This is a genomic window from Streptomyces anandii JCM 4720 (genome assembly GCF_014650655.1).
Taxonomy (GTDB): domain Bacteria; phylum Actinomycetota; class Actinomycetes; order Streptomycetales; family Streptomycetaceae; genus Streptomyces; species Streptomyces anandii.
This window is the reverse complement of sequence record NZ_BMVJ01000007.1, coordinates 1-24,651: the sequence shown is the minus strand read 5'-3', so window position 1 is coordinate 24,651 and position 24,651 is coordinate 1. Positions and strand designations below refer to the sequence as shown.

At 72.8% G+C, this 24,651-nt stretch carries 26 protein-coding genes and 1 pseudogene; 9 read left to right on the top strand and 18 right to left on the bottom strand.

Annotated elements, in window-relative coordinates:
- The coding region (locus tag IE249_RS37245; protein ID WP_373304387.1) for an O-methyltransferase at positions 1–198 on the top strand (198 nt) is incomplete at its 5' end.
- A 75-nt stretch (positions 199–273) separates the two neighbouring features.
- Here IE249_RS37245 and IE249_RS14585 read toward each other — a convergent pair.
- Positions 274–441, bottom strand: coding sequence for a DUF3117 domain-containing protein (locus IE249_RS14585; protein ID WP_003966491.1), 168 nt, complete (start codon positions 439–441; stop codon positions 274–276).
- Positions 442–830: 389 nt separating this feature from the next.
- On the opposite strand from IE249_RS14585, the gene chcB reads away from it, so the two are divergent.
- Positions 831–1,634, top strand: a complete 804-nt coding sequence (gene chcB, locus IE249_RS14580; RefSeq protein ID WP_189705250.1) for a 2-cyclohexenylcarbonyl CoA isomerase — start codon at positions 831–833, stop codon at positions 1,632–1,634.
- An 18-nt stretch (positions 1,635–1,652) separates the two neighbouring features.
- On the opposite strand, the gene IE249_RS14575 is transcribed toward chcB, so the two are convergent.
- Together IE249_RS14575 and IE249_RS14570 are read right to left on the bottom strand one after the other, a co-directional pair.
- The gene (locus IE249_RS14575; protein ID WP_189705485.1) at positions 1,653–2,198 is read right to left on the bottom strand and encodes a DNA-3-methyladenine glycosylase I; all 546 of its coding nucleotides are present in this window, start codon (positions 2,196–2,198) and stop codon (positions 1,653–1,655) included.
- Positions 2,199–2,377: 179 nt separating this feature from the next.
- Positions 2,378–2,734: a DivIVA domain-containing protein gene (locus IE249_RS14570; RefSeq protein ID WP_189705249.1), complete on the bottom strand. Its 357-nt coding sequence runs from the start codon at positions 2,732–2,734 to the stop codon at positions 2,378–2,380.
- A 125-nt stretch (positions 2,735–2,859) separates the two neighbouring features.
- Here IE249_RS14570 and folP point away from each other — a divergent pair, with 125 nt between their 5' ends.
- The gene (folP, locus tag IE249_RS14565) at positions 2,860–3,720 is read left to right on the top strand and encodes a dihydropteroate synthase (RefSeq protein ID WP_189705248.1); all 861 of its coding nucleotides are present in this window, start codon (positions 2,860–2,862) and stop codon (positions 3,718–3,720) included.
- 61 nt (positions 3,721–3,781) lie between these two features.
- On the opposite strand, the gene IE249_RS14560 is transcribed toward folP, so the two are convergent.
- Positions 3,782–4,540, bottom strand: a complete 759-nt coding sequence (locus IE249_RS14560) for an LOG family protein (RefSeq protein ID WP_189705247.1) — start codon at positions 4,538–4,540, stop codon at positions 3,782–3,784.
- Between the two features lie 116 nt (positions 4,541–4,656).
- On the bottom strand, positions 4,657–5,736 hold the full coding sequence (gene dapE / locus IE249_RS14555; protein ID WP_189705246.1) for a succinyl-diaminopimelate desuccinylase: 1,080 nt from the start codon (positions 5,734–5,736) through the stop codon (positions 4,657–4,659).
- Between the two features lie 94 nt (positions 5,737–5,830).
- Between dapE and IE249_RS14550 the strand changes: the two genes are divergently transcribed.
- The gene (locus tag IE249_RS14550) at positions 5,831–6,832 is read left to right on the top strand and encodes a VldE C-terminal domain-containing protein (RefSeq protein ID WP_189705245.1); all 1,002 of its coding nucleotides are present in this window, start codon (positions 5,831–5,833) and stop codon (positions 6,830–6,832) included.
- A 316-nt stretch (positions 6,833–7,148) separates the two neighbouring features.
- Entirely contained in the window at positions 7,149–7,604 is a 456-nt protein-coding gene (locus IE249_RS14545; RefSeq protein WP_189705244.1) for an ATP-binding protein, read from the top strand.
- A gap of 84 nt (positions 7,605–7,688) precedes the next feature.
- On the opposite strand, the gene IE249_RS14540 is transcribed toward IE249_RS14545, so the two are convergent.
- A complete protein-coding gene (locus IE249_RS14540) occupies positions 7,689–8,780 on the bottom strand; it encodes a bifunctional succinyldiaminopimelate transaminase/glutamate-prephenate aminotransferase (RefSeq protein ID WP_189705243.1) in 1,092 nt (363 codons plus the stop codon).
- 112 nt (positions 8,781–8,892) lie between these two features.
- Positions 8,893–9,213 (bottom strand): ferredoxin, encoded by a 321-nt coding sequence (gene fdxA / locus IE249_RS14535; protein ID WP_189705242.1) that lies wholly within the window; start codon positions 9,211–9,213, stop codon positions 8,893–8,895.
- Between the two features lie 140 nt (positions 9,214–9,353).
- On the opposite strand from fdxA, the gene IE249_RS14530 reads away from it, so the two are divergent.
- Both IE249_RS14530 and IE249_RS14525 read left to right on the top strand, forming a co-directional pair.
- Positions 9,354–10,397 (top strand): GNAT family N-acetyltransferase, encoded by a 1,044-nt coding sequence (locus IE249_RS14530; RefSeq protein WP_189705484.1) that lies wholly within the window; start codon positions 9,354–9,356, stop codon positions 10,395–10,397.
- A 9-nt stretch (positions 10,398–10,406) separates the two neighbouring features.
- Positions 10,407–11,279: a transglutaminase family protein gene (locus tag IE249_RS14525; protein WP_189705241.1), complete on the top strand. Its 873-nt coding sequence runs from the start codon at positions 10,407–10,409 to the stop codon at positions 11,277–11,279.
- A gap of 35 nt (positions 11,280–11,314) precedes the next feature.
- Here IE249_RS14525 and IE249_RS14520 read toward each other — a convergent pair whose 3' ends face one another.
- The 8 genes from IE249_RS14520 to IE249_RS14485 all read right to left on the bottom strand — a co-directional run bounded on the left by IE249_RS14520 (position 11,315) and on the right by IE249_RS14485 (position 19,188).
- A complete protein-coding gene (locus IE249_RS14520) occupies positions 11,315–11,929 on the bottom strand; it encodes a response regulator transcription factor (RefSeq protein ID WP_189705240.1) in 615 nt (204 codons plus the stop codon).
- Positions 11,926–13,137, bottom strand: coding sequence for a sensor histidine kinase (locus tag IE249_RS14515; RefSeq protein ID WP_189705483.1), 1,212 nt, complete (start codon positions 13,135–13,137; stop codon positions 11,926–11,928). The genes IE249_RS14520 and IE249_RS14515 overlap by 4 nt, the downstream gene beginning before the upstream one ends.
- Before the next feature lie 5 nt (positions 13,138–13,142).
- A complete protein-coding gene (locus IE249_RS14510; protein ID WP_189705239.1) occupies positions 13,143–13,883 on the bottom strand; it encodes an ABC transporter permease in 741 nt (246 codons plus the stop codon).
- Entirely contained in the window at positions 13,880–14,809 is a 930-nt protein-coding gene (locus IE249_RS14505) for an ABC transporter ATP-binding protein (RefSeq protein WP_189705238.1), read from the bottom strand. The genes IE249_RS14510 and IE249_RS14505 overlap by 4 nt, the downstream gene beginning before the upstream one ends.
- Before the next feature lie 172 nt (positions 14,810–14,981).
- Positions 14,982–17,258, bottom strand: coding sequence for a hypothetical protein (locus IE249_RS14500; protein ID WP_189705237.1), 2,277 nt, complete (start codon positions 17,256–17,258; stop codon positions 14,982–14,984).
- Positions 17,259–17,417: 159 nt separating this feature from the next.
- Positions 17,418–17,810 carry a DUF6113 family protein gene (locus IE249_RS14495; protein ID WP_189705482.1) on the bottom strand — a complete coding sequence of 131 codons (393 nt, stop codon included), beginning with the start codon at positions 17,808–17,810 and terminating at the stop codon, positions 17,418–17,420.
- A 26-nt stretch (positions 17,811–17,836) separates the two neighbouring features.
- Positions 17,837–18,739: an N-acetyl-1-D-myo-inositol-2-amino-2-deoxy-alpha-D-glucopyranoside deacetylase gene (gene mshB / locus IE249_RS14490; RefSeq protein ID WP_189705236.1), complete on the bottom strand. Its 903-nt coding sequence runs from the start codon at positions 18,737–18,739 to the stop codon at positions 17,837–17,839.
- 47 nt (positions 18,740–18,786) lie between these two features.
- Positions 18,787–19,188 (bottom strand): ATP-binding protein, encoded by a 402-nt coding sequence (locus tag IE249_RS14485; RefSeq protein WP_189705481.1) that lies wholly within the window; start codon positions 19,186–19,188, stop codon positions 18,787–18,789.
- Between the two features lie 136 nt (positions 19,189–19,324).
- Between IE249_RS14485 and IE249_RS14480 the strand changes: the two are divergent.
- Together IE249_RS14480 and IE249_RS14475 are read left to right on the top strand one after the other, a co-directional pair.
- Positions 19,325–19,822, top strand: a pseudogene (locus IE249_RS14480) (DUF5753 domain-containing protein); the annotation flags it as partial.
- Positions 19,819–20,016: a DUF397 domain-containing protein gene (locus IE249_RS14475; protein WP_189705235.1), complete on the top strand. Its 198-nt coding sequence runs from the start codon at positions 19,819–19,821 to the stop codon at positions 20,014–20,016. The pseudogene IE249_RS14480 and the gene IE249_RS14475, both read left to right, overlap by 4 nt.
- Positions 20,017–20,035: 19 nt before the next feature.
- On the opposite strand, the gene IE249_RS14470 is transcribed toward IE249_RS14475, so the two are convergent.
- The 3 genes from IE249_RS14470 to IE249_RS14460 all read right to left on the bottom strand — a co-directional run bounded on the left by IE249_RS14470 (position 20,036) and on the right by IE249_RS14460 (position 24,382).
- Positions 20,036–20,362, bottom strand: coding sequence for a hypothetical protein (locus tag IE249_RS14470; RefSeq protein WP_189705234.1), 327 nt, complete (start codon positions 20,360–20,362; stop codon positions 20,036–20,038).
- A gap of 135 nt (positions 20,363–20,497) precedes the next feature.
- On the bottom strand, positions 20,498–20,782 hold the full coding sequence (locus IE249_RS14465; RefSeq protein WP_189705233.1) for a hypothetical protein: 285 nt from the start codon (positions 20,780–20,782) through the stop codon (positions 20,498–20,500).
- A 48-nt stretch (positions 20,783–20,830) separates the two neighbouring features.
- Positions 20,831–24,382, bottom strand: a complete 3,552-nt coding sequence (locus IE249_RS14460) for an ALF repeat-containing protein (protein ID WP_268249695.1) — start codon at positions 24,380–24,382, stop codon at positions 20,831–20,833.
- Positions 24,383–24,651 lie beyond the last annotated feature (269 nt).

Below are 24,651 nucleotides of genomic sequence, written 5' to 3'. Positions count from 1 at the left end.
TCGTTGCGTCTGCTGCGTCCGGGAGGCCTGGTCGTCTTCGAGGGCGTCTTCGCGCACGGGCGGACGGTGGACTCCGGGCCGCAGCCGACGGAGGTGCTCAGGCTGCGGGAGCTGCTGCGCACGGTGCGCGAGAGCCAGGAACTGGTGCCGTCCCTGCTGCCGGTGGGCGACGGCCTGCTGTGCGCGGTCAAGCGCTGACCGCTCCCGGAGAAACCACCGCCCCGGCACCGAGTGCGATGCCGGGGCAGCGACAAGAGTATGGTCGCTTGCGCGTCAGCCGACGACCTTCTTGAGGGCGTCGCCGAGCGCGTCGGCCTCGTCAGGGGTCAGCTCGACGACGAGTCGCCCGCCGCCTTCGAGCGGAACGCGCATGACGATGCCCCGCCCCTCCTTGGTCACCTCGAGCGGGCCATCACCCGTCCGCGGCTTCATGGCCGCCATGCTCGTTCCCCTTCCTGAAACCCAGCTCATCGTCAAAGCCGACGGCCCACCGAAGGGCACGCGCGCAATCCATGCCCAGGACGGCCCAGGACACGCGACACCGGCATCGAACACATTGCTTCCCAGCCATTATCCCGCATCTCAGGACCCGATGACCAACATCAGTCGGCATCGCTTGGGCAACGCGCGCGAGCAAAACCACTCAATTCGGGGATGTGGCTGCGATACTGCGCGCCCGCCCGGACATCCACCCCCGGCCGGTCCGCCGGAATTCTTTGACGCAGGTCACACGTCCGCTCCGCGCTCCGGCCGGTGATCTCCGTCATGCTGTCCTCGGACGAAGGACGTACTGAGCGGTACGTCAGTGCCGACACCGGAGGGGATGACCCATGGCCGACACCGTGCTCTACGAGGTGAGCGACGGGCTAGCGACGATCACGCTGAACCGCCCCGAGGCGATGAACGCGCTGAACGTGGCGACCAAGGTCGCGCTCCGGGACGCGGTCGAGTCCGCGGCCGCCGACGGGGCCGTACGGGCGATCCTGCTCACCGCGGCCGGGGACCGGGCGTTCTGCGTGGGCCAGGACCTCAAGGAGCACATCGGTCTGCTCGCGGCCGACCGGGAGACCGGGTCGGGGCAGACGATGAGCACCGTGCGCGAGCACTACAACCCGATCGTGCGGGCGCTGGCCGGCGCGGCGAAGCCGGTGGTGGCCGCGGTGAACGGGGTGGCCGCGGGGGCGGGCTTCGGCTTCGCGCTCGCCGCCGACTACCGGATCGTCGCCGACACGGCGGCCTTCAACACCTCCTTCGCGGGCGTGGCGCTCACCGCCGACTCCGGCATGTCCTGGACCCTGCCGCGGGTGGTGGGCCCCGGGCGCGCCGCCGACCTGATGCTCTTCCCGCGCACCATCGGCGCCCAGGACGCCTACGAGCTGGGCATCGCCAACCGGCTCGTGCCGGCCACCGAGCTGCGCGCCGAGGCCGAGAAGGTGGCGCGGTCGCTGGCCGAGGGCCCGACGGTGGCGTACGCGGCACTCAAGGAGGCGATGGCCTACGGGCTGAACCACTCCCTGGAGGAGACGCTGGAGAAGGAGGACGAGCTCCAGACCCGCGCGGGGCAGTCCGAGGACCACTCCATCGCCGTACAGGCCTTCGTGAACAAGGAGAAGCCGAAGTACCTGGGCCGCTGATCCGGGGGCCGGGGCCGGTCAGGAGCGGCGGGCCACGCAGTCCGCGAGGTGGTCGTCGACCAGTCCGCAGGCCTGCATCAGGGCGTACGCCGTGGTCGGGCCGACGAAGCGCAGGCCGCGCTTCTTCAGCGCCTTGGACAGCGCGGTGGACTCGGGGGTGACCGCCGGGACGTCGGAGAGGGTCCTCGGGGCGGCACGCCCGGCCGGGTCCGGGGCGTGGGACCAGATGAGTGCGTCCAGCTCGCCGGGGGACCACTCGGCGAGCACGCGCGCGTTGGCGAGGGTCGCGTCGATCTTGGCGCGGTTGCGGATGATGCCGGCGTCGGCGAGCAGCCGCTCGCGGTCGGCGTCGGTGAACTCCGCGACCGCGGCGATCTCGAAACCCGCGAAGGCGGCGCGGAAGCCGGGGCGGCGGCGCAGGATGGTGATCCAGGACAGGCCGGACTGGAAGGCCTCCAGGCTGAGCCGTTCGTAGAGCGCGTCGTCGCCGTGGACCGGGCGGCCCCACTCCTCGTCGTGGTACGCCACGTACTCGGCGGCGGACAGGGCCCAGGGGCAGCGCATGGCACCATCCGGCCCGGCGACCGCCGCACCGGCCGGCCCCGCGCCCCCGCCCGCCGGACGCACCGCGGCCTCACCGGCCGGCCCCACCGCGGCCTCACCCGCCGGACGCACCGCGTCCCCGCCCGCCGGTGCCGGCGCGGTCCTGCCGGTCACGTCGTCGGTCGCCGTGCCGTCCGTCGTCACTGCTGGTCCTCCGGCTGCGGCTTGGACAGGCGGACGTGGGCCGCGGCGGCCTGGGCGCCGGCGAGCGCGGACTCCAGGTCGGCGATGCGCGCGTCGCGCTCGGCGAGCTCGGCGCCCAGTCGGCTGAGCGCGTCGTCCACGTCCGCCATCCGGTAGCCGCGGGCGGTGAGCGGGAAGCGCAGGCTCTCCACGTCGGCGCGGCCCACCGGGCGGTCCGGCGGCAGCGGGTCGTGCAGCCGCTCGGGCGCCGCCTCCGGCAGAGGTCCGGCGCCCTCGCCGCCGCCCACCACCGCGAGGGTCACCGCGGCGACCACGACGGCGAGCGCGACGACCAGGAACAGGAACATAACCATCGCTGAGGTCCCCACGGAGTTTCGGAGTCTGTCGGTTGTGTCAGGGTCCGATCGTGCCATGCGAGGCTGACAGTTAGGGTCGCAGACGGCCGAAGACCAGGACGTACCACGAGAGGTCACAGGGGATGCTCAGGCTGGGCAGGCGTGAATTCGACGCGCACGAGCCGGTGATCATGGCGATCGTGAACCGGACCCCGGACTCCTTCTACGACCAGGGGGCCACGTTCCGCGACGAACCGGCCCTCGCGCGCGTGGAGCAGGCGATCGCGGAGGGCGCCGCGATCGTCGACATCGGCGGGGTCAAGGCGGGGCCCGGCGAGGAGGTGTCGCCCGAGGAGGAGGCGCGGCGCACGGTCGGCTTCGTGGCCGAGGTGCGGCGGCGGTTCCCGGACGTGGTCATCAGCGTGGACACCTGGCGGGCCGACGTCGGCGAGGCGGTCTGCGAGGCGGGCGCCGATCTGCTGAACGACGCGTGGGGCGGGGTCGACCCGCGGCTCGCCGAGGTCGCGGCCCGCTACCGGGCGGGGCTGGTGTGCACCCACGCGGGCGGCGCCGAGCCGCGGACCCGGCCGCACCGGGTGACGTACGACGACGTCATGGCCGACATCCTGAAGGTGACCGTGGGGCTGGCCGAACGGGCGGTCGCGCTCGGCGTGCCGCGGGAATCGGTGCTGATCGACCCCGGGCACGACTTCGGCAAGAACACCCGGCACAGCCTGGAGGCCACCCGGCGGCTGGACGAGATGGTCGCCACGGGGTGGCCCGTGCTCGTCTCGCTGTCCAACAAGGACTTCGTGGGCGAGACGCTCGACAGGCCGGTCAAGGAGCGGGTGGTCGGGACGCTGGCCACGACGGCCGTGTCGGCGTGGCTGGGCGCGCAGGTGTACCGGGTGCACGAGGTCGCCGAGACCCGGCAGGTGGTGGACATGGTGGCGGCCATCGCCGGGCACCGCGGCCCGGCCGTGGCCCGGCGCGGCCTGGCGTAGCCGCCGGCCGTACCGAGCGGGCCGTACGAAGGCAAGGGCGGTGGCCGTGCCGGAGGGCGGCCTACTTGCCCGCCTCCTTGGACATCAGGGCCACCGCCTCCTCCACGTCGTCCGTGACGTGGAACAGGGTGAGGTCCGCATGGGACGCCTTGCCCTGGGCGATCAGGGTGTTCTGCAGCCAGTCGACGAGGCCGCCCCAGTACGCGGTGCCGAACAGGACGATCGGGAACTGGGTGACCTTCTGGGTCTGGACGAGGGTGAGGGCCTCGAAGAGCTCGTCGAGGGTGCCGAGACCACCGGGCAGGACCACGAAGCCCTGGGCGTACTTGACGAACATCATCTTGCGGACGAAGAAGTACCGGAAGTTGAGGCCGATGTCGACGTAGGGGTTCAGGCCCTGCTCGAAGGGCAGCTCGATGCCCAGGCCCACCGAGGTGCCGCCGGCCTCGCAGGCGCCCTTGTTGGCCGCCTCCATCGCACCCGGGCCGCCGCCCGTGATCACCGCGAAGCCCGCCTCGACCAGGCCGCGGCCCAGCCGCACCCCCGCCTCGTACTCCGGTGAGTCCACCGCCGTGCGCGCGGAGCCGAAGACGCTGATCGCGGGCGGCAGCTCGGCCAGGGTGCCGAAGCCCTCGATGAACTCCGACTGGATGCGCAGGACCCGCCAGGGGTCGGTGTGCACCCAGTCGGTGGGGGCGCGCTCGTCCAGCAGGCGCTGGTCGGTGGTGCTCGCCTGGACCTGGCGCCGCCGCCGGAGCACCGGACCCAGGCGCTGCTCCTCCGGTGGCCGCTTCTTGCCCTCCGGGTTGCCTGTAGGCATGTGCGCTCCCTCCGCTTGCGGTCGTTCCACCTCAGCGTAGATCTACGCGGGTTACGAACGGGGGACCTCGGCATTTCCCGCGGACAGCGCCAGGTCGGCGGGGTTCGGCCGGCGGCTCAGGCGGTCAGCCAGTTCCGCAGCCGCTCCTCACCGGCGATGATCTTCGCGGTCTCGACCCGTTCGTCCCGCTTGTGCGCCAAGTGGGGGTTTCCGGGCCCGTAGTTGACGGCCGGGACGCCCAGTGCGGAGAAGCGGGAGACGTCCGTCCAGCCGTACTTGGGCAGCGGGGTGCCGCCGACCGCCTCGATGAAGGCCAGCGCGGCGGGGTGGTTCAGGCCGGGCAGCGCGCCGCCGCTGTGGTCGTCGATCACGAACTCCTCCACCCCGCAGTCCGCGAAGACCTCGCGGACGTGGGCGACCGCCTCCTCCTCGGTGCGGTCGGGGGCGTAGCGGAAGTTGACGGTGACCACGCACTCGTCGGGGATGACGTTGCCCGCCACTCCGCCCGAGATGCCGACCGCGTTGAGGCCCTCGCGGTACTCCAGGCCGTCGATGACCGGGTAACGCGGCTTGTACTCCGCGAGGCGGGCGAGGATCGGCGCGGCGGCGTGGATGGCGTTGGAGCCCATCCAGCCGCGCGCGGAGTGCGCCCGCTCGCCCCTGGTCTTCAGCAGCACGCGCAGGGTGCCCTGGCAGCCGCCCTCGACGTTGCCGTCGGAGGGTTCGAGGAGGATCGCGAAGTCGCCCGCCAGCCACTCCGGATGGGCCTCGGCGACGTGCTTCAGGCCGTTGAGGTCGGCGGTGACCTCCTCGTTGTCGTAGAAGACGAAGGTGAGGTCGCGGTTGGGCGCCGGGACCGTGGCCGCGATGCGCAGCTGCACGGCCACGCCGGACTTCATGTCGCAGGTGCCGCAGCCCCAGAGCACTCCGTCCCCGTCGAGCCGGGAGGGCACGTTGCCCGCGATCGGGACCGTGTCGATGTGGCCGGCGAGGATCACGCGCTCGGGGCGGCCGAGGCGGGTGCGGGCGACGACGTTGTTGCCGAACCGCTCGACGGTCAGGTGGGGCAGGGCGCGCAGCGCGGCCTCGATCGCGTCGGCGAGCGGCTTCTCGGTGCCGCTCTCCGAGGGGAAGTCGACGAGCTGCGCGGTCAGCCGCGCTGCGTCCAGCGTGAGGTCAAGCGGTGTATCGGCCATGACCTCGACCCTAACTTGCCGAACCGCGCGGTGGCCGCAGGATATTGTCCACACCCGGCTCAGGGGTCCCGCCCGCCTCCAGTACCTTGTACGCGTGTCAGAGCCGTCCCCCACTTCCAAGCGTCGTGGCCGCCTCCTTCGGATAGGGGCGGCCCTCGTGGTCCTGCTCGCCCTGGCGGGCTACCTCACGGTGCAGTACCTCACGGGCGGCACCGGGGGCCCGGGCTGCGAGGTCGTCTCCGGCAAGGGCGACGGCGCCTCGTACGAGTTCACGCCGGAGCAGGCGGTGAACGCGGCGACGATCGCCGCCGTGGGCACCGGGCGCAACATGCCCGAGCGCGCCGTGACGATCGCGCTGGCGACCGCCCTGCAGGAGTCGGGCCTGCGCAACATCCGGCACGGCGACCGGGACTCGCTCGGTCTGTTCCAGCAGCGGCCCTCGCAGGGCTGGGGCACTCCGAAGGAGATCATGGACCCGGCGTACGCGGCCGGGAAGTTCTACGAGCACCTGGCCAAGGTCCCCGGCTACACACGGCTGCCGCTGACCGTGGCCGCGCAGCGCGTGCAGCGCAGCGGTTTCCCGCAGGCCTACGCCAAGCACGAGCCGGACGCGGTCCTGCTCTCCGCCGCGCTCACCGGGCGCTCCGCCGCCACGCTGACCTGCAAGGGCCGCCCGGGCGCCACCCGGACCACCGGTCCGGACGCGGTGCGGGCGGCGCTGGTACGGGACTTCGGGCGGGACGTGGTGCAGGAGGCCGGCGCCGAGGTGCGGGACGACGGCTCCTCCGCGACGCCCACGCCGAGCGGCACCACGCACGCGTCCGCCGCCGCGTCCGGCTCGGGCGGGCGGACCGTGACGGTGCCGGTGCGGGCCGGGTCCGGCGGCGCCGCCGGGCGGGGGGCGCGGGAGCGCGGCTGGCAGCTCGCGCACTGGGCGGTGGCCAACGCCTCGGCTCTGCACATCGAGCGGGTGGCGTACGCGGGGCGGGAGTGGAGCGCCGGCATCACCGACAGCCGGTGGCACACGACGGACGCGGAGGGCGCGGGCGGCGCCGAGCGGGACTCCGGCTCGGTGCGGATCACCACGGAACGCTAGTACGGGACCTCACTCGCCGGGGTTGCGCACGCACCGCCGGCGCGGTGGCGCGGACGGGTTTTCGCACGGTCGCCCCCGTGGTCGTCAAAACCGCTGCAAACAAAGGGCCGTAAGGATTCCGCAGACAGTCGGACCGGGCGGCTTTTGCCCGCTTTCATCCACAGCCGATAATGCGACGTATTGCCAACTCTTTACATCGGTGCGCCGCAACCTCCGGCGATCTCGGGCGGTAGTCACTGCGTCCGAGGCCCACCCGGTCGGCCGACCAACCGCCGGGCGGGGCAAGGCAGTTCAGCCAATCCGTCGAAGGAGCAACATGTCCCTCCCCCTGACCCGCCGGATCGCCCGTGCCGCGCTGATCGTCGCTGCGGGAGCGGCCGCCGGGGCCGGCGCGGCCGGCTCCGCCAGCGCCGCCCCCGCGCTGCCGGCCACCCCGAACCTCGGCGGGCTGACCGCCCTGGACGGGGCGCACGTCGGCAACACCGTGGACGGCGCGGCACAGCACGTCACCGGGGTCGCGGGCGAGACCGGCGGCAAGGCGCTCAAGCAGGCCGTGCCGAGCGCGGGCAAGGCCGGCGGCAACCTGGTGAAGAAGGTGACGCCGGTCGCGCAGAAGGCGGCGGGCGACGAGGCCGGGTCGGCCGGGGCCGTCCTCGGCGACACCACGAGGACCGCGGCCAAGGGCGGCCTGCCGGCCCAGGCACTGCCGGCGCGGGGCCTGCCGGTCCAGGGCGGCCTGCCCGTTCAGGGCGGGCTGCCGCTGGGCGGCTGAGCCGGCGAGCCAACGGTGAAGGGGCCCGGAGGAAGATCCTCCGGGCCCCTTCACCGTGTCCGGGTCACAGGCGCACGGTGCCGGTCACAGACGCCGTACCGCCGCCGCCACCCGCTCGTCGGTCGCCGTGAGGGCCACGCGGACGAACTCGCCGCCGGCGGGACCGTAGAAGTCCCCGGGGGCGACCAGGATGCCGCGCTCGGCGAGGTGGGCCACCGTGTCCCAGCAGGACTCCCCGCGCGTCGCCCAGAGGTACAGGCTCGCCTCGCTGTGCTCGATGCGGAAGCCGTGGGCGAGCAGTGCCTCGCGCAGCGCGGTGCGGCGGGCGGCGTAGCGCTCGCGCTGCTCGCGCACGTGGGTGTCGTCGCCGAGGGCCGCCACGACGGCCGCCTGGGTGGGCGCGGAGGTCATCATGCCGCCGTGCTTGCGGATCTCCAGCAGCGGGCCGAGGACGGTCGGGTCGCCGGCGAGGAACGCGGCGCGGTAGCCGGCCAGGTTGGAGCGCTTGGACAGGGAGTGGACGGCGACGAGGCCCTCGTAGGAGCCGCCGTTGACGTCCGGGTGGAGGACGGAGACCGGGTCGGCCTCCCAGCCCAGCTCGATGTAGCACTCGTCGGAGAAGACCAGGACGCCGTGCTCGCGCGCCCAGGAGACGATCCGGGTCAGCTCCTGCTTGCCGAGCACCTTGCCGGTCGGGTTGGACGGCGAGTTCAGCCAGAGCAGTTTCAGGCCGGCCGGGTCCAGCTCGGTCGGGTCGTCGTAGGCCTCGGGCTCGGCGCGGGCCAGGCGGGCGCCCACCTCGTAGGTCGGGTAGGCCAGGCGCGGGAAGGCGACCCGGTCGCCGGGGCCGAGGCCGAGCTGGGTGGGAAGCCAGGCGACGAGTTCCTTGGAGCCGACGACCGGCAGGACGTGCCGGTGGGTGACGCCTTGCGCGCCGAGCCGGCGTCCGATCCAGCCGGTGATCGCGTCGCGCAGCTCGGGCGTGCCCCAGACGGTCGGGTAGCCCGGCGAGTCCGCCGCCGCGACCAGCGCCTTCTGGATCAGCTCGGGCACCGGGTCGACCGGCGTGCCGACGGACAGGTCGACGATGCCGTCGGGGTGCGCGGCGGCCGTCTTCTTGTACGGCTCCAGCTTGTCCCAGGGGAAGGTGGGGAGCCGGTCGGAGACTGCGGACACGGGATTCAGGCTCACTTTCGGTTACGGAAAACGCCTCGGTCCCGTACGGCGGCGGGAGCGCTCGGGGCGATCAGGCCGTACGGGACCGAGGCGGCGCCAAGGCGGGCCGCTCTTACTGGTTCTGCGGCGGCAGCGCGGCGATGACGGGGTGGTCGCGCTCGATCAGCCCCAGCTTGCTGGCGCCGCCGGGAGAGCCGAGCTCGTCGAAGAACTCGACGTTCGCCTTGTAGTAGTCCTTCCACTCCTCGGGAGTGTCGTCCTCGTAGAAGATCGCCTCGACCGGGCAGACCGGCTCACAGGCTCCGCAGTCGACGCATTCGTCCGGGTGGATGTACAAGGACCGCTGGCCCTCGTAGATGCAGTCGACCGGGCACTCCTCGATGCACGCCTTGTCCTTGACGTCGACACAAGGCTGCGCGATGACGTAGGTCACGCTGTCGTTCCTCCTCGATAGGGCGCTGGCGGGCCTCCACAGGCCCCGCCGCCTGGCGCGCGGGAGCGCGGCGTCGTCGATGCCCGCCCCTAGTATCTCCGTTCCGGGGCACGATCCGAACAGGAGGGGTGGACCGACCTGTGGAAATCTCGGCGGCCGGACGTCTGAAGGTCCGTATCACTGCTGCTGACGTGGGCAAACGAGTCTCCGTACGGCGCTTGGGCGAACCTGGAGCGGCGGGTGAGAAGTTCACCGACACGGTCGGTGTTCTCACATCATGGGACGACGGTGTGCTGCTGATCACACGGAAGAGTGGTGAGACCGTCCGCATCGCGGAATCCTCGCTGGTCGCGGGCAAGATCGTGCCGCCCGCCCCGGCCCGGCGGCACGGCCCGGCGGCGACGTACGCGGAGCTCGCGCGTGTCGCCGCGCGGGCGTGGCGGCCGGTGGAGAGCGAGCGGCTCGGGGACTGGGAGCTGCGGGCGGCCTCCGGGTTCACCCGGCGGGCCAACTCGGTGCTGCCGCTCGGCGACCCCGGCCTTCCGCTCGACGAGGCGCTGGCCGCCGTACGACGCTGGTACGGCGAGCGCGGTCTGCCCGCCTACGTCCAGACCGCCACCGGCGCCGAGGGCACGCAGGAGACGCTGTGCGCGGAGCTGGAGCGGCGGGGCTGGGTGCGCGAGGTGACGGCCGAGCTGTGGACCGGGGCCCTCGCGCCGGTCGCCGACCGGGCCGGAGGTTCCGGGGAGGACGCGGTCGTGCTGTCCCGTACGGCCGACGAGGCGTGGCTTGCGCGCTACCAGCGCAAGGGGGTGAGCGAGGTGGCCCTGAAGGTGCTGGGCAGCGGGCCATCGGTGTGGTTCGCGACCGTTCCCGGTGAGGGCGGGGACGCTCCGGCCGCTATCGGGCGGTGCGTCGTCGACGGGCGCTGGGCGTCCTTCGCGGCGGTGGAGGTGGATCCGGCGCGGCGGCGGCAGGGGCTGGCGAGCGCCGTGATGGCCGCGCTCGCCCGTCAGGCGCTCGCGGAGGGCGCGTCGGCCGCCTGGCTCCAGGTGGAGACCCGCAACGCCGGGGCGCGGGCCCTGTACGCCGGTATGGGCTTCACGGCCCACCACGCCTGTCACCACTACCGCGCGCAGGATCCGGTGACGGAATCCGGAACCTCGCGCACCGCGGCGCGGTAGGCGATCGCCGTGGACGGGCACGAGCCTGCTATGCGCCCCCTTCGTCCGCCCTCGCCCGAACGGTCCGCCGAGGTGCGCCGGCGCTTCGCCACTCAGGCGCGGGCGGAGCGGCCGGACGTGACCGCGCTGTGCCTGCTGGTGGGCGCGGCGGCCGACGGCGCGCTGGACGAGGCGGGCATGGACGCGGCGGAGGTGGAGCTGGACGGGCTCGCGGGGCAGGTGCCGTTCCGGCCCGGCGGGCCGCGCGCCTGGGCGCAGGCGCTGTGCGAGCTGCTCGGCGAGCGGTACGGCTTCCACGGCTCGGCCGCGGACTACCAGCGTCTGGAGTCCTCGCTGCTGCACGAGGTGCTGCGGCGGCGGCGCGGCCTGCCGATCCTGCTGTCGGTGGTGTGGCTGGAGGTCGCCCGGCGGGCGGGGGCGCCGGTGTACGGGGTCTCGCTGCCGGGGCATTTCGTGGTCGGGTTCGGCGCGGCCCAGGAGCAGGTGCTCGCGGATCCGTTCGGCGGGGGCCGGGTGCTCACCGGGGCGGACGCGGAGCTGCTGGTCGTCGGGGCGACCGGGGCCCCGTTGCGCCCCTCGATGCTGACGCCCGCGGCGCCCCTGGAGATCGTCTCGCGCATCCTGAACAACATCCGCGCGTGGGCCGCCGTACGGCCCGAGCGCTCCGACGTGGGCCTGTGGGCGGTCGACCTGTCGCTGCAGCTCCCCTCGCACCCTGCGCGCCTGCGCTACGAGCGCGCCCAGCTGCTGGTGCAGCGCGGCGACTTCGTCGCCGGCGCGGAGGAGCTGGAGGCGTACGCGGACGTCGTCGACGGGGTGGACCAGCCGACGGCGGAGCGGGTGCGCCGGCAGGCGAACTCGGCGCGCGCGATGCTCAACTGATCACGCGCCCAGCCCGCGAGGGCGCCGGCGCACGTCTACAGCCAGCCCTTCTCCCGTGCCGTGCGCACCGCTTCCGTCCTGTTGCGGACCGCGAGCTTCTGTATCGCGGTGGAGAGGTAGTTGCGGACCGTGCCCTGGGAGAGGTGGAGGGCGGCGGCGAGTTCGGCGTTGGTGGCGCCGTCGGCGGCGGCGCGCAGGACCTCGCGCTCGCGGTCGGTGAGCGGGTTGGCGCCCTCGGCGAGGGCCGCGGCGGCCAGCGTGGGGTCGATGACCCGCTCGCCGGCCAGCACCTTGCGCACCGCCTCGGCGAGTTGGGCGGCGGGCGCGTCCTTGACCAGGAACGCGTCGGCGCCCGCCTCCATGGCGCTGCGCAGATAGCCGGGCCGGCCGAAGGTGGTGAGGACCACCAGCTTGAGCGCGGGCAGCTCGCGGTGGAGCACCGCGGCCGCCTCGATGCCCGTGCAGCCCGGCATCTCGATGTCGAGCAGGGCCACGTCCACGTCGTGGGCCCGTGCCGCCGCCACGACCTCGTCGCCGCGCGAGACCTGCGCGACGACCTCGATGTCGTCCTCCAGGCCGAGCAGGGCGGCCAGCGCCTCGCGGACCATCGACTGGTCCTCGGCGAGGAGGACCTTGATCGTGCGGCTCATGCGGGGATCTTAGGGCCTGTCCGGGTGAGCGGCGCGCGGGCGACCAGGCGGAAGCCGTGCTTGACCCGGCCCGCCTCCAGCCGGCCGCCCGCCTTCTCCAGCCGCTCGGTCAGGCCGGTGAGGCCGTTGCCGGGGCCCTTGGCCGGGCCGCCGGCGGCGCCCGAGCCGTTGTCCTCCACGGAGAGTTCCAGGAAGGCCCCGTCCAGGGTCTGGCGGCGCACCAGGTCCACCGTGCAGCGGGTCGCGCCGCTGTGCCGTACGACGTTGGTGACCGCCTCGCGCAGCGCCCAGGCGAGGGCGCTCTCGCTCTCCTCGGGCACCCCGGTGAGGTCGGGCTCGGCGGGGACGGCGGCGACGACCTCGGCGGCGGTCAGCGCCACCCGGGCGCCCGCCAGCTCGGCGGACAGCCGGGGCCTGCGGTAGCCGGTGACGGCCTCGCGGACGTCCACCAGCGCCTGCCGGCTGACCTGCTCGATGTCGGCGACCTGCTGGGCGGCCTTGTCGGGGTGGCCCGGCAGCATCCGCCCGGCCAGCTCGCTCTTGAGCGTGATCAGCGACAGCGAGTGACCGAGCAGGTCGTGCAGGTCGCGGGCGAGGCGCAGCCGCTCCTCGTTGGCGGCGAGCTGGGCGACGGTTGCCCGGGCCTGGCGCAACTCGATGGTGGTGCGCACCAGTTGCCGTACGCCGGTCATGGCGAAACCGATCAGCACCACGAGCAGCAGGAGCTGCCCGGTGTCCTTCTCCCCCAGGTACCAGCCGGTGAGCACCATGGCCACGCCGGTCAGGGGGATCGTCCAGTAGGCCGCGCGCAGCGGGAGGGCGGCCCCGCAGGAGACCGAGACGTACACGAACAGGCCGGTCCAGTGCGCGCCGAGGGTCAGGCACAGGACCACGGCGAGGACGAACAGGCCGGCGATCAGCGCGCCGACGTACCGCGTCTCCACGGGCCGGCCCAGCGGGCGGCCCATGTTGCGGAAGACGACCGCGAGGTAGACCGCGACGAAGGCGGCGAGGCCCACCGCCCCCGCGACCGTCCCGGCCGGGGTGTGCCGGCCGGAGGCCAGGTCCTTGACCGGCGAGCTGAGGAACACCAGCCAGATGCCGATCCACACGCTCTTGCGGAGTGCCTCGCGCGCGTTGCGCGGGGACTCCCCCAGCCGCACCGCCCGCTCCGCACGAGCCTCTTCCCGCACCAGGTCCTCCGTCATGACGCTCACGCCTTCAGCGTGTCCTTGCGGTACAGCCAGGCCGCGCCGCCCGCGAACAGGGCGAAGAACGCGACCAGGAGGGCGATGTCCTTGCCGTGCGGCGCCTGGCTCTGTTCGATCGCCTGTCCCAGTGCAGCGTACGCGTGTGTGGGCAGCCACTTGGCGATGTCCTGGAGCCACCGCGGGAAGCTGGTCGCGGGCATCCACAGGCCGCCGAGCATCGACAGGCCGAAGTAGACGATCATGGTGATGGGGCGGACCGCGTCCCCGGTGGCGAGGTAGCCGATGGCGACGCCGAGCGCCGCGAAGACCAGGCTGCCGGCCCAGATGGCGCCGGTGAGGGCGAGCCACTGCCAGGCGTCCAGGCGTACGTGCTTGACGGCCGCGGCGACGACGAAGACGACGACGATGGACGGCAGGCTCACCACGGCGGCGCTGGCGGTCTTGGCGAGGACGTAGCCGCGCCCGGGCAGCGGGGTCAGCCGCAGCTGCCGCACCCAGCCGCTCTCGCGCTCCTTGGCGATGCGCTCGCTGTTGCCCATGAGCACGGCGGTCAGGGCGCCGAAGGAGGCCATGGAGACCATCATGTACGTCGGCAGGGTAAGACCGCTGCCGTCGACCTTGGTGGTGCTGTCGGACTTGCCGGCGATGATCAGGAACAGGATCGAGGGGTAGAGCACCGAGAAGAACAGGAACTTGCGGTTGCGCAGGGCGCGGGCGAGTTCGAGCTTGATCAGGCTGTTCACGACTGCTTGGCCTCCTCGGCCTCGGTGATGGCGACGAACGCCTGCTCGAGCCCGAGCCCGGCGACTTCGAGGTTGCGGGGGTAGACGCCGAGCCCGTACAGCGCGTGCACGGTCGCGTCGGCGTCGGCGGACTGGATGCGCACGGTCTGGCCCGACACGTCGATCGAGGTCAGGAAGGGCAGGCCGGTCAGGACGGCCTCGTCGACCGCGCCCTCGAGGTCGAAGGAGATCCGGCGGGCGCCCGCCTTGGCCTTGATCTCGGCGGCGGTGCCGTCGGCCAGCAGCCGGCCCCGGTGCAGGACGAGCACGCGGTCGGCGATGGCATCGGCCTCCTCCAGGTAGTGCGTGGCGAAGAGGACGGTACGGCCCTGGTCGGCCTGTTCGCGCATGGTGGCCCAGAAGGCCTGGCGGGCGGAGACGTCCATGCCGGTGGTCGGCTCGTCGAGGACGATCAGGTCGCTGTCGCCGGCGGTGGCGAGCGCGAAGCGGACGCGCTGGGCCTGGCCGCCGGAGAGCTTGTTGACCTTGCGGTCGGCGATCTGGGAGATGCCGGCCCGGGCCATCACGTCGGCGGCCTTGTACCGCTTGGGGTGCAGGTCGCAGGCGAGCCGCACCAGCTCGGCGACGGTGACCTCCTCCATCAGCCCGCCGCTCTGCAGCATCGCGCCCACGCGTCCGTTGACGATCGCCTCGCGCGGGCTGGTGCCGAAGACGCTGACGGTGCCGCTGTCGGCGTGCTTGAGGCCGAGCAGCAGGTCGAGGGTGGTCGACTTGCCGGCGCCGTTGGGGCCGAGCAGGGCCACGGTCTCGCCCGGGTGCAGGGCGAGGGTCAGGCCGTCCACGGCCCGGACGTTCCCGTAGGTCTTGGTCACCTGGTCGAACCCCACCACCGTGTCCGTGGCGGTGGTCTCCGCTGTCGTTGTCATGTCACCCATCCTGGCCGCGGGGGCCGGGCGGGCGGCAGTGTCGGCGGTCCTGACTGCCACATGACAGATGTCATGCGGACGCGGCGACGGGCGGGGCGACATGACGGGACGGCACCCGGTGCGCGCGCACCGGGTGCCGTCTCCTCGTCCGCCTGTCCGCCTGGCGGGGCGCCTAGTTGGGGTTGGTCTTGATGACGCCGACGCGGTTGCCGGTGCTCATCAGGGCCGGGCGCAGGGCCTGGATGACGTCCGTGACGTTGACGGGCGTCTTCTGGCCGTTGCCGCGGGCGATCAGCACGCCGTCGAACGCGCCGCCGTACAGCTGCTGGAGCGCGGTCTGGTCGTAGGAGTCCACGAGCTTGCCGTCGACCGCCTTGACGCGCAGGAACTTCCACAGCGACTTCTGCGGGCTGAAGGAGACCTGGTGCGCGGCGTCGGTGCGCACCGTCACCAGGCCCGACATGGCCGGCTCGGCGAACTTCTTCATCATCCGGTCGACCTCGGCGTTGGAGACCGTCGGCTGCTTGGTGGTGGTGGCCAGCGGGACCGGGGTCGCCGTGTTCGTCTCGATCTGGGTGCGGTACGCCTGCTCGACCGCCTTGGTGGAGGCGCCGGCGTCGATGCCCTTGCCCGCCTTGCCGTACACGGCGACGGCCTTGCCCGGCTCGAACTTGATGGTGCCGTCGGTGAGCGAACCGGCCCCGCCCGCCGCGTTCTCCAGGGCTACCTGGAGCTTCTCCTCGTCGACGGGCATGACGGGCTGGACCGCCCGGTGGTTGCCGAAGAGGGAACCGATGACCGAGACCGGGTTGTAGTCGCTGGTCGCGGCCGCGCTGGCGGTGGCCTGGGTGTCGAACTGGAGCCCCGCCTGGTCCGGCTTGAGGGTGACGGTCCGGCCGGCGACGGACAGCTTCAGCGGTCGGCCGACCCGGTCGCCGAAGGCGTCGTCCAGCTTCTTCACGGCGTCGTCGCGGGTGCCGCCGCCGATGTCGACGCCGAGCACGGTGGTGCCCTTGGGTACGTCGGAGTGGTTCATCAGCAGCCCGGCGCCGTAGGCGACACCGGCGACGAGGACCACGCCGCCGCCGAGCAGGGCCAGTTTGCTGCGGCCCTTCTTCTTGGGGGCGGGCTTGGCGGACTTGGCGGCGGCCTTGCCGGTGGTGCCGGCGCCCGGCTCGTGCGGCTTGGGGGGCGTGTACGCCCGCGGGCCGTCGCCCGGACCCTGGCCGAAGGGCGAGTTGGAGCCCGGGGGGATGACCGGGATGCCGCTGGTGACGGTCTGTCCGGAGACGTTGTCCGGGCGGCCGCCGTAGCCGGGCGTGCCGGGCCCGGGGGCGGGCTGCTGCGGGGTGAGGATCGCGGTGTCGTCGCTCAGGCCGGTGCCGGGGAACCCGCCCTGCGCGCCGGGGGCGCCGTCCGGGCCGGTGGGCGGCAGCAGGGGGCTGTCACCGGTGACCGGGCCACCGGTCGGGCCGGCGGGACCGCCGGGGACGCCGGGGACGCCCGGGACAGCGGGGGTGCCGGGGGTGCCGGGGGTGCCGTAACCACCTTGCCCGTTGCGGCCGTTCTGACCGCTCTGGCTGTTCTGACCGCTCTGCCCGTTGTGGCCGTTCTGTCCGGCGCGGCCGCCGTCGGCGAAGTACGGCAGGTCGTCGCGGCTCGGCTCGCCGGGCTCCTGGCGGGAGCGGGAGCCGCTCGCGAGCGGACCCGCTGCGAGCGCCTCGGTCACGTCGAAGGAGCCGGTGCCGCCGCCGTGTCCGGGCGCGACGGGGCCGCCGGTGGCGCCGGGCAGGCCGGCGCCGTTGGTGGAGCCGGGGCGGGAGCCGCCGGGCAGGCCCATGGCGCCGACCACACCGCCGGGACGGCCGCCGCCCGCGCCGGGAGCGCCCGTACCGGGACCCTTGCCCGAACCGGACGTACCGGACGCGCCCGGGCCGCTGCCGGCGCCGGCACCGGTTCCGGGGGTGCCCGAACCGGTGGGCAGTCCGGCGCCGTTGGTGGAGTCGCCGCCCTGCCCGCCCTTGCCCGGCTGGGACTTGCGGGGGGCGAACCAGTCGCTGGTCGCCTTCTCGTCGGCCGGGGCGGCCGGTTCGGAGGCGGGCGGCTCGGTGACACCGGCCGGGGCCGTGGCGGAGGCCGACGGCCTGGGGAAGCTTCCGGTGCCCTCGGCGGAGCCCTTGGCGCCGCCGGTGCTCTCGGCGGCCGCCTCGGCGGAGACGGGCTTGCGCACGACCACGGGCGGGATCGGCCGGGAACCGGGGATGTTGATCCGGATCCGGGTCGTCAGCGTGGTCTCGGTCTTGCGTTCCTCCGGCTGAGCGGCCGAACGGCCCGCGTCCGCACCGTCGTCGGACACCGCCGGGATGCCGTACGGCGGCGTACCCGAGGGGTAGGCGGCTCCACCGCGCCCGTTGGGCCCGGAGGACGGAGTGTCAGTTTCACGACTCAAGGCAGGTTCTCCCGGTTGGCTCCGCCGCCCGTCACTACCTCACTCCTCGGGCGGCTCGGCGGCGCGCACCACCATACTGGCCACTTCTGGCGTGTTTCCCGGGACCGCCGGGGAAACCCTCACCGGACTCGCACCCGCACGGTGGGAAGAAGTGGTACGTCACTTGCCAAGTCGGACCTCACGGCCGTCGGGTTGCCGCCCCGTACCCAAAGTGGCGCAGATCACAGCGAGAGCCATACCCCCGAGCAGGAAGAGGTAGGAGCCGCCTCCCGCGGCGAAGAGGAAGTCCCCTTCGGGGCGGCTGGCGGTGAGCAGTACGACGACGACCATCCAGCCGGCCGCGCCCGCCACGGCGCCGCCACGGCTGCGGGCGGCCCGCGCCCCGCCCAGGAAGACCCCGGCCGCGCCCGCGAGGGCGAGCAGCAGCCCGCCGGGGAACCATGCGGCCTGCATCAGCGCTCCCGCGACGCCGACGACGGCGCCGAGCAGGAAGAGCCCCAGGTAGGCCGCGGCCCGCCCCGGGGACGGCGGTCTCAGCGGCTGCGCCAGCATGGACCCGCCGTCGCGCCCTCGCGCGCTCACAGCGCCTCCTCGATGCCCGTGACACCGGCGAACAGATCGGTTTCCACGCCTTCGCCATGACGGGTGGGATCGCCTCGCACGAGTTCGTAGTACTCGGTGGTGAAGAGGGGCTGGGCGAGTTCGTTGGAGAGCGCGAAGTACGGTTCGGCGACCACGATCTGGGTGGCGTGGGCGCGCATCGCGGCGGCCTTGGCGGCGGCGTGGGCGGGGGTGCCGTCGATGACGGCGGTGATCCGGTCGTCGCCGACCACACCGGGTACGTCGTCGACGGCGGCGGACTTGGCGAAGGGCAGGCCGGGCAGGGCGTCGTCCAGCCGCGCGAAGGCGGCCTCGGCGGCGGGGCGAGGCACGCGGTTCCAGTAGACCTTGGCGATCCGCCAGGCCTCGCCGAGGTCGGGCCGCACGGCGGGGTCGGCGGCGAGGTCGGCGGCGCGCATGGCGATGCGGTGGGCCTTGATGTGGTCGGGGTGGCCGTAGCCGCCGTTGTCGTCGTAGGTCACGAGGACCTGCGGCCGGACCTCACGGACGACGGCGACGAGATGGGCGGCCGCCCGGTCGAGGTCGGCCTGCCACAGGCAGTCCGGGTCGTCGTTGTCGGCCAGACCCATCATCCCGGAGTCCCGGTACCGCCCGGCCCCGCCGAGCAGCCGGAAGTCCGCGACCCCCAGCTCCCGCATGGCCGCGGCGAGCTCCTGCCGCCGGTGGACGCCGAGCGCGGCCCCGCCCAGATGCCCCAGCTCGGCCGGGATGACCTCGCCGCGCTCCCCGAGCGTGCAGGTCACGAGGGTCACCTGGGCGCCCTCGGCCGCGTACCGCGCCATGGTCACGCCATTGTTGATCGACTCGTCGTCCGGGTGCGCATGCACCAGCAGCAACCGCCGGGGGGCCATTTCCGTCATGGCCCCACCCTACGATTCACCCGCACCGGGAGCCGCGACCTCATGGGTCACGGTCTCAGCTCCGCCCACACCGTCTTGCGCGGGTGGCGCCCCTCCGACACTCCCCAGTGGTCGGCCAGCGCCTCCACGAGGAACAGGCCGCGGCCGGATTCCTCGTCCGGGGAACCGGGGCGGAGTTCCGGCAAGCGGTCTCCCCTCGTGTCGGTCACCTCGATGCGGAGGGTGCCGGCGACCACGTACAGCGTCAGCCGGAAGCTGCGGCCGGGCAGGCGGCCGTGGGTGGCCGCGTTCGCCGCCAGCTCGGCCACGACCTGGCTCGCCGTCTCGTGCGGGAGACCCCATCCCCGCAGCTGGTCCGCCGCGAGCAGCCGCGCCAGGCGGGCGCCCCTCGGTGTCGACGAGAGCAGCACGGTGAAGTTCCGGACGCCGGTGTCTGGTTGGGCCGCCATGTCGGCGATTTCCTGATTCACGTCACTCAGAGTGGCGGATTGCGCTTACCGTTTTGAGTGATCGGACGGTTGCGTACGGCGACTGTCCAGGCTTTGTCCGGTGGTGTCCCGGCTGTCGGGACGGCCCGGCCACGGAGTGCACATCCACGGACTGTTGCAGACCCCGGACTACGCGCGCGCCCTGCTGTCGATGCGCCGGCCCGCCTATGCGGCGGAGGAGATCGAACGGTTCATCACCGCGCGAGTGGCACGCAAGGCGATCTTCGAACGCTCCCCCGCTCCCGAACTCAGCTTCGTGCTGGACGAGTCCACGCTTCGGCGCCCGCTCGGCGGGAAGGCGGTACTGCGCCACCAACTCGAGCACCTACTGGAAGCGGGGCAGCGGCGCATCGTAGAGCTCCGGGTCATGCCGCTGGAGCGCGAAGAGCATGCGGGAGCGGACGGCGGAATCGAGGTACTGAAGTTCGAGGACGGCTCGGCGGTGGGGCGGTCGCCCGTGGTGGCCTACGGACGACCGGTGTCCGACCCCAGGCAGCTCCGTATCCTGGAACTCCGCTATGGCATCGTTCGGGCCCAGGCGCTCGCACCCCGTGAATCGACGGCCTTCATCGAACAACTGCTGGGGGATACATGACCGACACCGATGGACTCGACTGGTTCAAGAGCAGTTACAGCAGCGGCAGTGAAGGTGACTCCTGCGTCGAGATGGCCACGTCTCCCACCACAGTCCACGTCCGCGACTCCAAGCACCTGAACGGCCCCCGGCTCGCACTGGAGCCGGAGGCCTGGGGCGCGTTCCTGCCGTTCGCCGCCGAGGGCCGAGGCTAGGCCGGCCGGCGGGAGCGGGTCACTCCGAGCCGAGCGTCCGCAGGTATTCCCGCAGCAGCGAGAACAGTACCCCTACTGCCTCTTGATGCCGTTCAGGAGAGAACGAGCGCACGTCGGGCACCCTCAATGCCGGATCCACTTCGCACAGCACCAACCCCCACCACGTCAGTTCATTGCTGCCGGTCCGGCGCTCGGCCAGCCAGGCGCGGAATTCCTTCATCGTGGCAGACTCCGAGCACATTTCGAACCCGTCCAGAAAGGCACAGGCCTCACTGAACGAACGGGCCGTCGTGCACATTCCGATGCGGCGCTCAAGGATGTCGAGTACTTCCTGAAGCTTGGCCACAGATACTGTCCGCCAGTCTCAACGACTTGAGTGATGAGGGCCGAGTCATCGTCCTCGGGGTGCGACTGTGCGACCATTCGGTCTGCCCACCGGGCGTGTCACCCGGTGGGCAGACCGAGGCCTATGCCCGTTTTCTCAGGCGGCCGGACGGTTCGTGAATTCTTCCACGAGGTCAAGTGTCAGGTCTGCCAGGTCGCCCTCCACCTCGTGGGGAATGAGGTCGATAGGCGTGTTCCCGTCGAGGATGTCCGGCACTTTGGTCGAGGCGATCACGTACGCCCAATGGACACTCGAACGGCTGCCGAGGATCCTTCCGCAGACCCAGTCCTGGAACCCACGCAGCGGAGAGTCCTCGAGCGCGGTGCAGAACCCCTCGATGAAGGCCACCATCGTCGAGAACCGGTCGTCCATCAGATACATGCGACGCCGATTCCGCAGATGGAAGCAGAGTTCTTCAATTCCCATCATCTACCCCAAGTCAGGACGCGCGTCGAGGCGAATGTATTCCCAGTATTGCCATTGTTGGCGATACGCGTCCAGGTCCATGCCTTCCGAACCAGTGAACGCGTCGTACGCTCGACCGTCCTTGACCACCACGAAGTGGTTGTGCCACTGACCATGAGGGTCGCGCTTGGACGGGCCCAGCCGTGCTCCCAAGGAGTCCTTCATCTCGTAAACTTCCCCGCCGACCTTGCCTTTGATGACCTCGGCACACTCCAAGCAGTTGCTCTGGGTGGGTACAGGCCAGCCGTTCGAGTCGATCTGCGGGCTTCCCGAACGGGGAGTTCCCTCAGCCTCACGCAAGGCTTGTCCCAGACCGTTGCTGAAGCGGCCGATGCCGTCGGTGATTCCGTAGATTCCAGCGCCGGCCATCCCGGTGCCGACGACGATCGCCGGTGCTCCCTCGAGGCAGCCGATGATGGTCAGGCACAGACCTCCGCCCGCGACGTCGACCGTGGCGCCCGACTCGACGCCGAAGATGCCGGCGCCGGTCTCGAACAGACCTTGCCAGATATCGGAGTTACTGAGGATCGCCTGGCCGTAGTCGCCGATCGTGTTGACGGTGTCCTTGAGCCAGCCCGGCACCCAACTGCCATCGTCATCCTTTTGGCTCTGTTGCTGCTGCTCCTCGTACCACCGTCGCAACTGCGCCTGGGCCTGCTGCCGCTTGGCGATTTCCGCATGGAGCGCCTCGTTGGCCGCTTGCTGGGCGGCGGTGGCGTCCTTGCCCGCCGCGAGGGCCGAGGCGCGGGCCTGCTGGGCTGCCGTGCGGGCCGAGTCGGCGGAGCCGCGCGCGGCGGTGGCGGAGTACTGGGCCTGGGCGGCGGAGGTGACGGCCGCGGCCGCCGCGTTCTCGGCGTCCTGCTGAGCGTTGCGGGCGGTCCTGGCCGATGCCGCGGCGTCCTTGGCGGACTGCTCGGCCCGGGTGGCGTAGCCGTCGGCCTGGGTCGCGTACTTCTTGGCGTCGCCGGCCGCTTGATCGGCCTGCTTGGCGTAGCCGGCGGCTTCGGCTGCCGCCTTGGCCGCGGTGGCCGCCGCCTTGCCCGCCTCGGCCGCGTTCTTCTGCGCGGTGGCGGCCACACTGGCGGCCTGCGCGATCAGCTGCTGGATCTGGGCCTCGTGCGTGGCGCCGAGCTGGTCCTGGCGCTGCGCCTTGTACTGGCCGACGGTGATGAAGAGGTGGAGCAGGGCGGAGGGCCCCTCCAGGGCGATCCGCGCCGCCGCCTTGACCTGCGGGCCGCTGTCGCTGTTGTGGGGGTCGGCGAGCTGGGCGGCGCGCACGCGTTCGTCCTGGGTGCGCGCCTGGGCGTCGTCGGTGGTGATGAACTGACGCAGGGCGTCCGTGGTGTCGGTGTTCAGTGCGGTGCGGCCGCCCTGCTGTTCGACCGGTCCGGCACTGGCGATGGTCCGGGCGACGTACAGGCGCATGTCCTGCTTCATGGCCTCGTACTGACCGGTGGCGAGGAAGGCGCTCACCGTGGCGTCGTCGCCGTCCAGCGCCTTGGCGGCGGCGGCGCGGACATCGGCCGATCCGGCGGCTTCCGCGAGGTGTTCGACGTCCTGACGGTCGTCCTGGGCGCTCGCTTCCTGGCGGTCGGTGCGGATGTAGGCGGTGATGTCCTGGTCGGAGCCCGCCAGGGCCACAAGTGCTGCGGACTGGCTCCAGGCGCGGCCGGTCCTCGCCGTCGCCAGGGCCACCTTGCGGGCTTCGGGAGCGATCCGGGCGGGGTCCGCGCCGGGCTGGGCCGCCTGGTCGGCGAGCCTGGCCGCCTCGGCCTTCCGATCCTTGGCCTGCTGGGCCGCGGCCTGCTGTGCGGCGGTGCGCTGGTCCTCCTGGGCCTTGAGGTCCTGGGCGCGGCCGATGGCCTCGTTGGTACGCGCCGTCAGCTGCTCGGCGTCGATGCGGACGGCGAGGTCGTGCACTTTCTGTGCCTTGGCGACGGCGGCACCGGCGGCGTCGGCGTCCTTCTTGGCCTCCTGGGCGTGCGCGGCGGACTGTTTGGCGGCGGTCGCCGCCTGCCCGGCGTGGGCGGCGGCGTCATCGGCCGCCTTGGCCGCGTTCTCGGCATGGGTGGCCGCGTCGTTCGCCGCGTCACGCGCCTCACCGGCATCGGTGGCGGCCTCATTCGCCAGCGATTCGGCGGCGTCGGCGGCACGGGCGGCTTCCCGGGCGTGCCGGTGCGCGCTGGCCGCGGCGCTCTGCGCTTCGGCGGAGTGGGCGCCGGCCTCGTCGGCCAGGGTGTTGGCCCGGTCGGCCGCGTTGGCGGCATCGGTGGCGTCACTGCCGGCGCCGCTGGCTGCCTTCGCCGCGTCGGCGGCCTGGGCGGCGGCGGTGTGGGCCGAGTCCGCGGCCTGGGCGGCGGCGTGGGCTCCCGCGGCGGCGTCGCGGGCCTGCTGGGCCGCCTTGCGCGCGGCACCCGCCTGGCCGGCGTCGACGGCCGCGTTCGCGGCGGCGTCCCGTGCCTGGGACGCGGCCTGGGCGGCACCGTCGGCGGCGGCGGCGGCCGCGGAGGCGGCGTTGGCGGCGACCCGCGCCGCGTCGGTGGCGGCGTCGGCCGCGTCGATCGCGGTCTGCGCGGCGGTCGCGGCCTGCTTCGCCGCACTCGCCGCCCGGGCGGCCGCGGCGGCCGCGTGCTGGGTGTCCTTGTGCGCGGCCTCGGTCTCGGCCTCGGCCTTCTGCGCCGCCGCCTTCGCCAGCTTCGCCGCGGTCACGGCCCGCGCGGAGGCGTCCTTGGCGGCCTGGGTCTGCTGCCCGGCCAGCTTGCCCGCCTTGGCCGCCTGGTCGGCCAACTGCGCGACAGTGGCGTGCTCCTGGTCGTGGGCACGGGACACATACTGCCCGACCTGCAGGAACTCGTGGATGTCGTCGGCGGTGCCGTTGATCGCGATACGGCCGGCCGCCTGGACGTTCGGCCCGCCGGCCGCGATGATCTGGGCGACCTCGACCCGCTCGTCCTGTTCCCGGTCGGTGTACTGGTCGTTGTCCAGGAACCTTTTGATGTCCTGGGCGGTGCCGTTGAGCGCGGCGCGTCCCGCCTTCTGCACCTCGGGGCCGCCCGTGTCGATGATCTGGGCGACGCGGACCCGCTGGTCCTGCTCAAGAGGTGCCTTCCAGCCGTCCTTCAGGAACGCCTTCAGGTCGTCCGGCGTCCCGTCGAGCGCCTTGCGGGCGGCGTCCTGAAGGCTCAGACCGCCGACACTGGCGTACTGGGCGACGGCCACCCGTTCGTCCTGGACAGCGATGTCGGAGGCCTGGGCGAGGAAATTCCTGACGTCGTCGTCACCGCCGACGAGGGCGACCTCGGCGGCGGCCCGCACACCGGGGCCGCCCGTCTCCCACAGGCGGACCACTTTGGCGCGGTCGGTGTCCGGGAGGGCACCGGAGATACCGGTGCCCGTGGGGCCGGTTCCGTCTGCTCTGGCCGGGGAGGGAGCGGGGCCCAGCAGGCCCAGTACGAGCGCGGCGGGCAGCAGGCCCAGGCTCAGCACGCGTACCGCGCGCCGAGCCCCTGCTGCCACGCGCCGTGGGCGTCGTGGATGTGTCACTGCGGACTCGATTCGTTCCATCGGATGGGGGGTGGTGCACCGCTCGTCCGTACCGCTGGGGCCGTTCGGCTCCCGGGCAGGGCGGTGCCGGGGGTGGCTCCCGGCCGGCCGGGAGCCACCCCTTGGAAAGCCGCGTGGAGGTGCGTCAGTTGGCGGGTGCGAGCCGGACCTCGGTGTGGAGGCCCTTGGCGTCGACGCCGGTGAAGTAGCTGACGTGTCCGTCGTTCCAGCGGACGAGGATG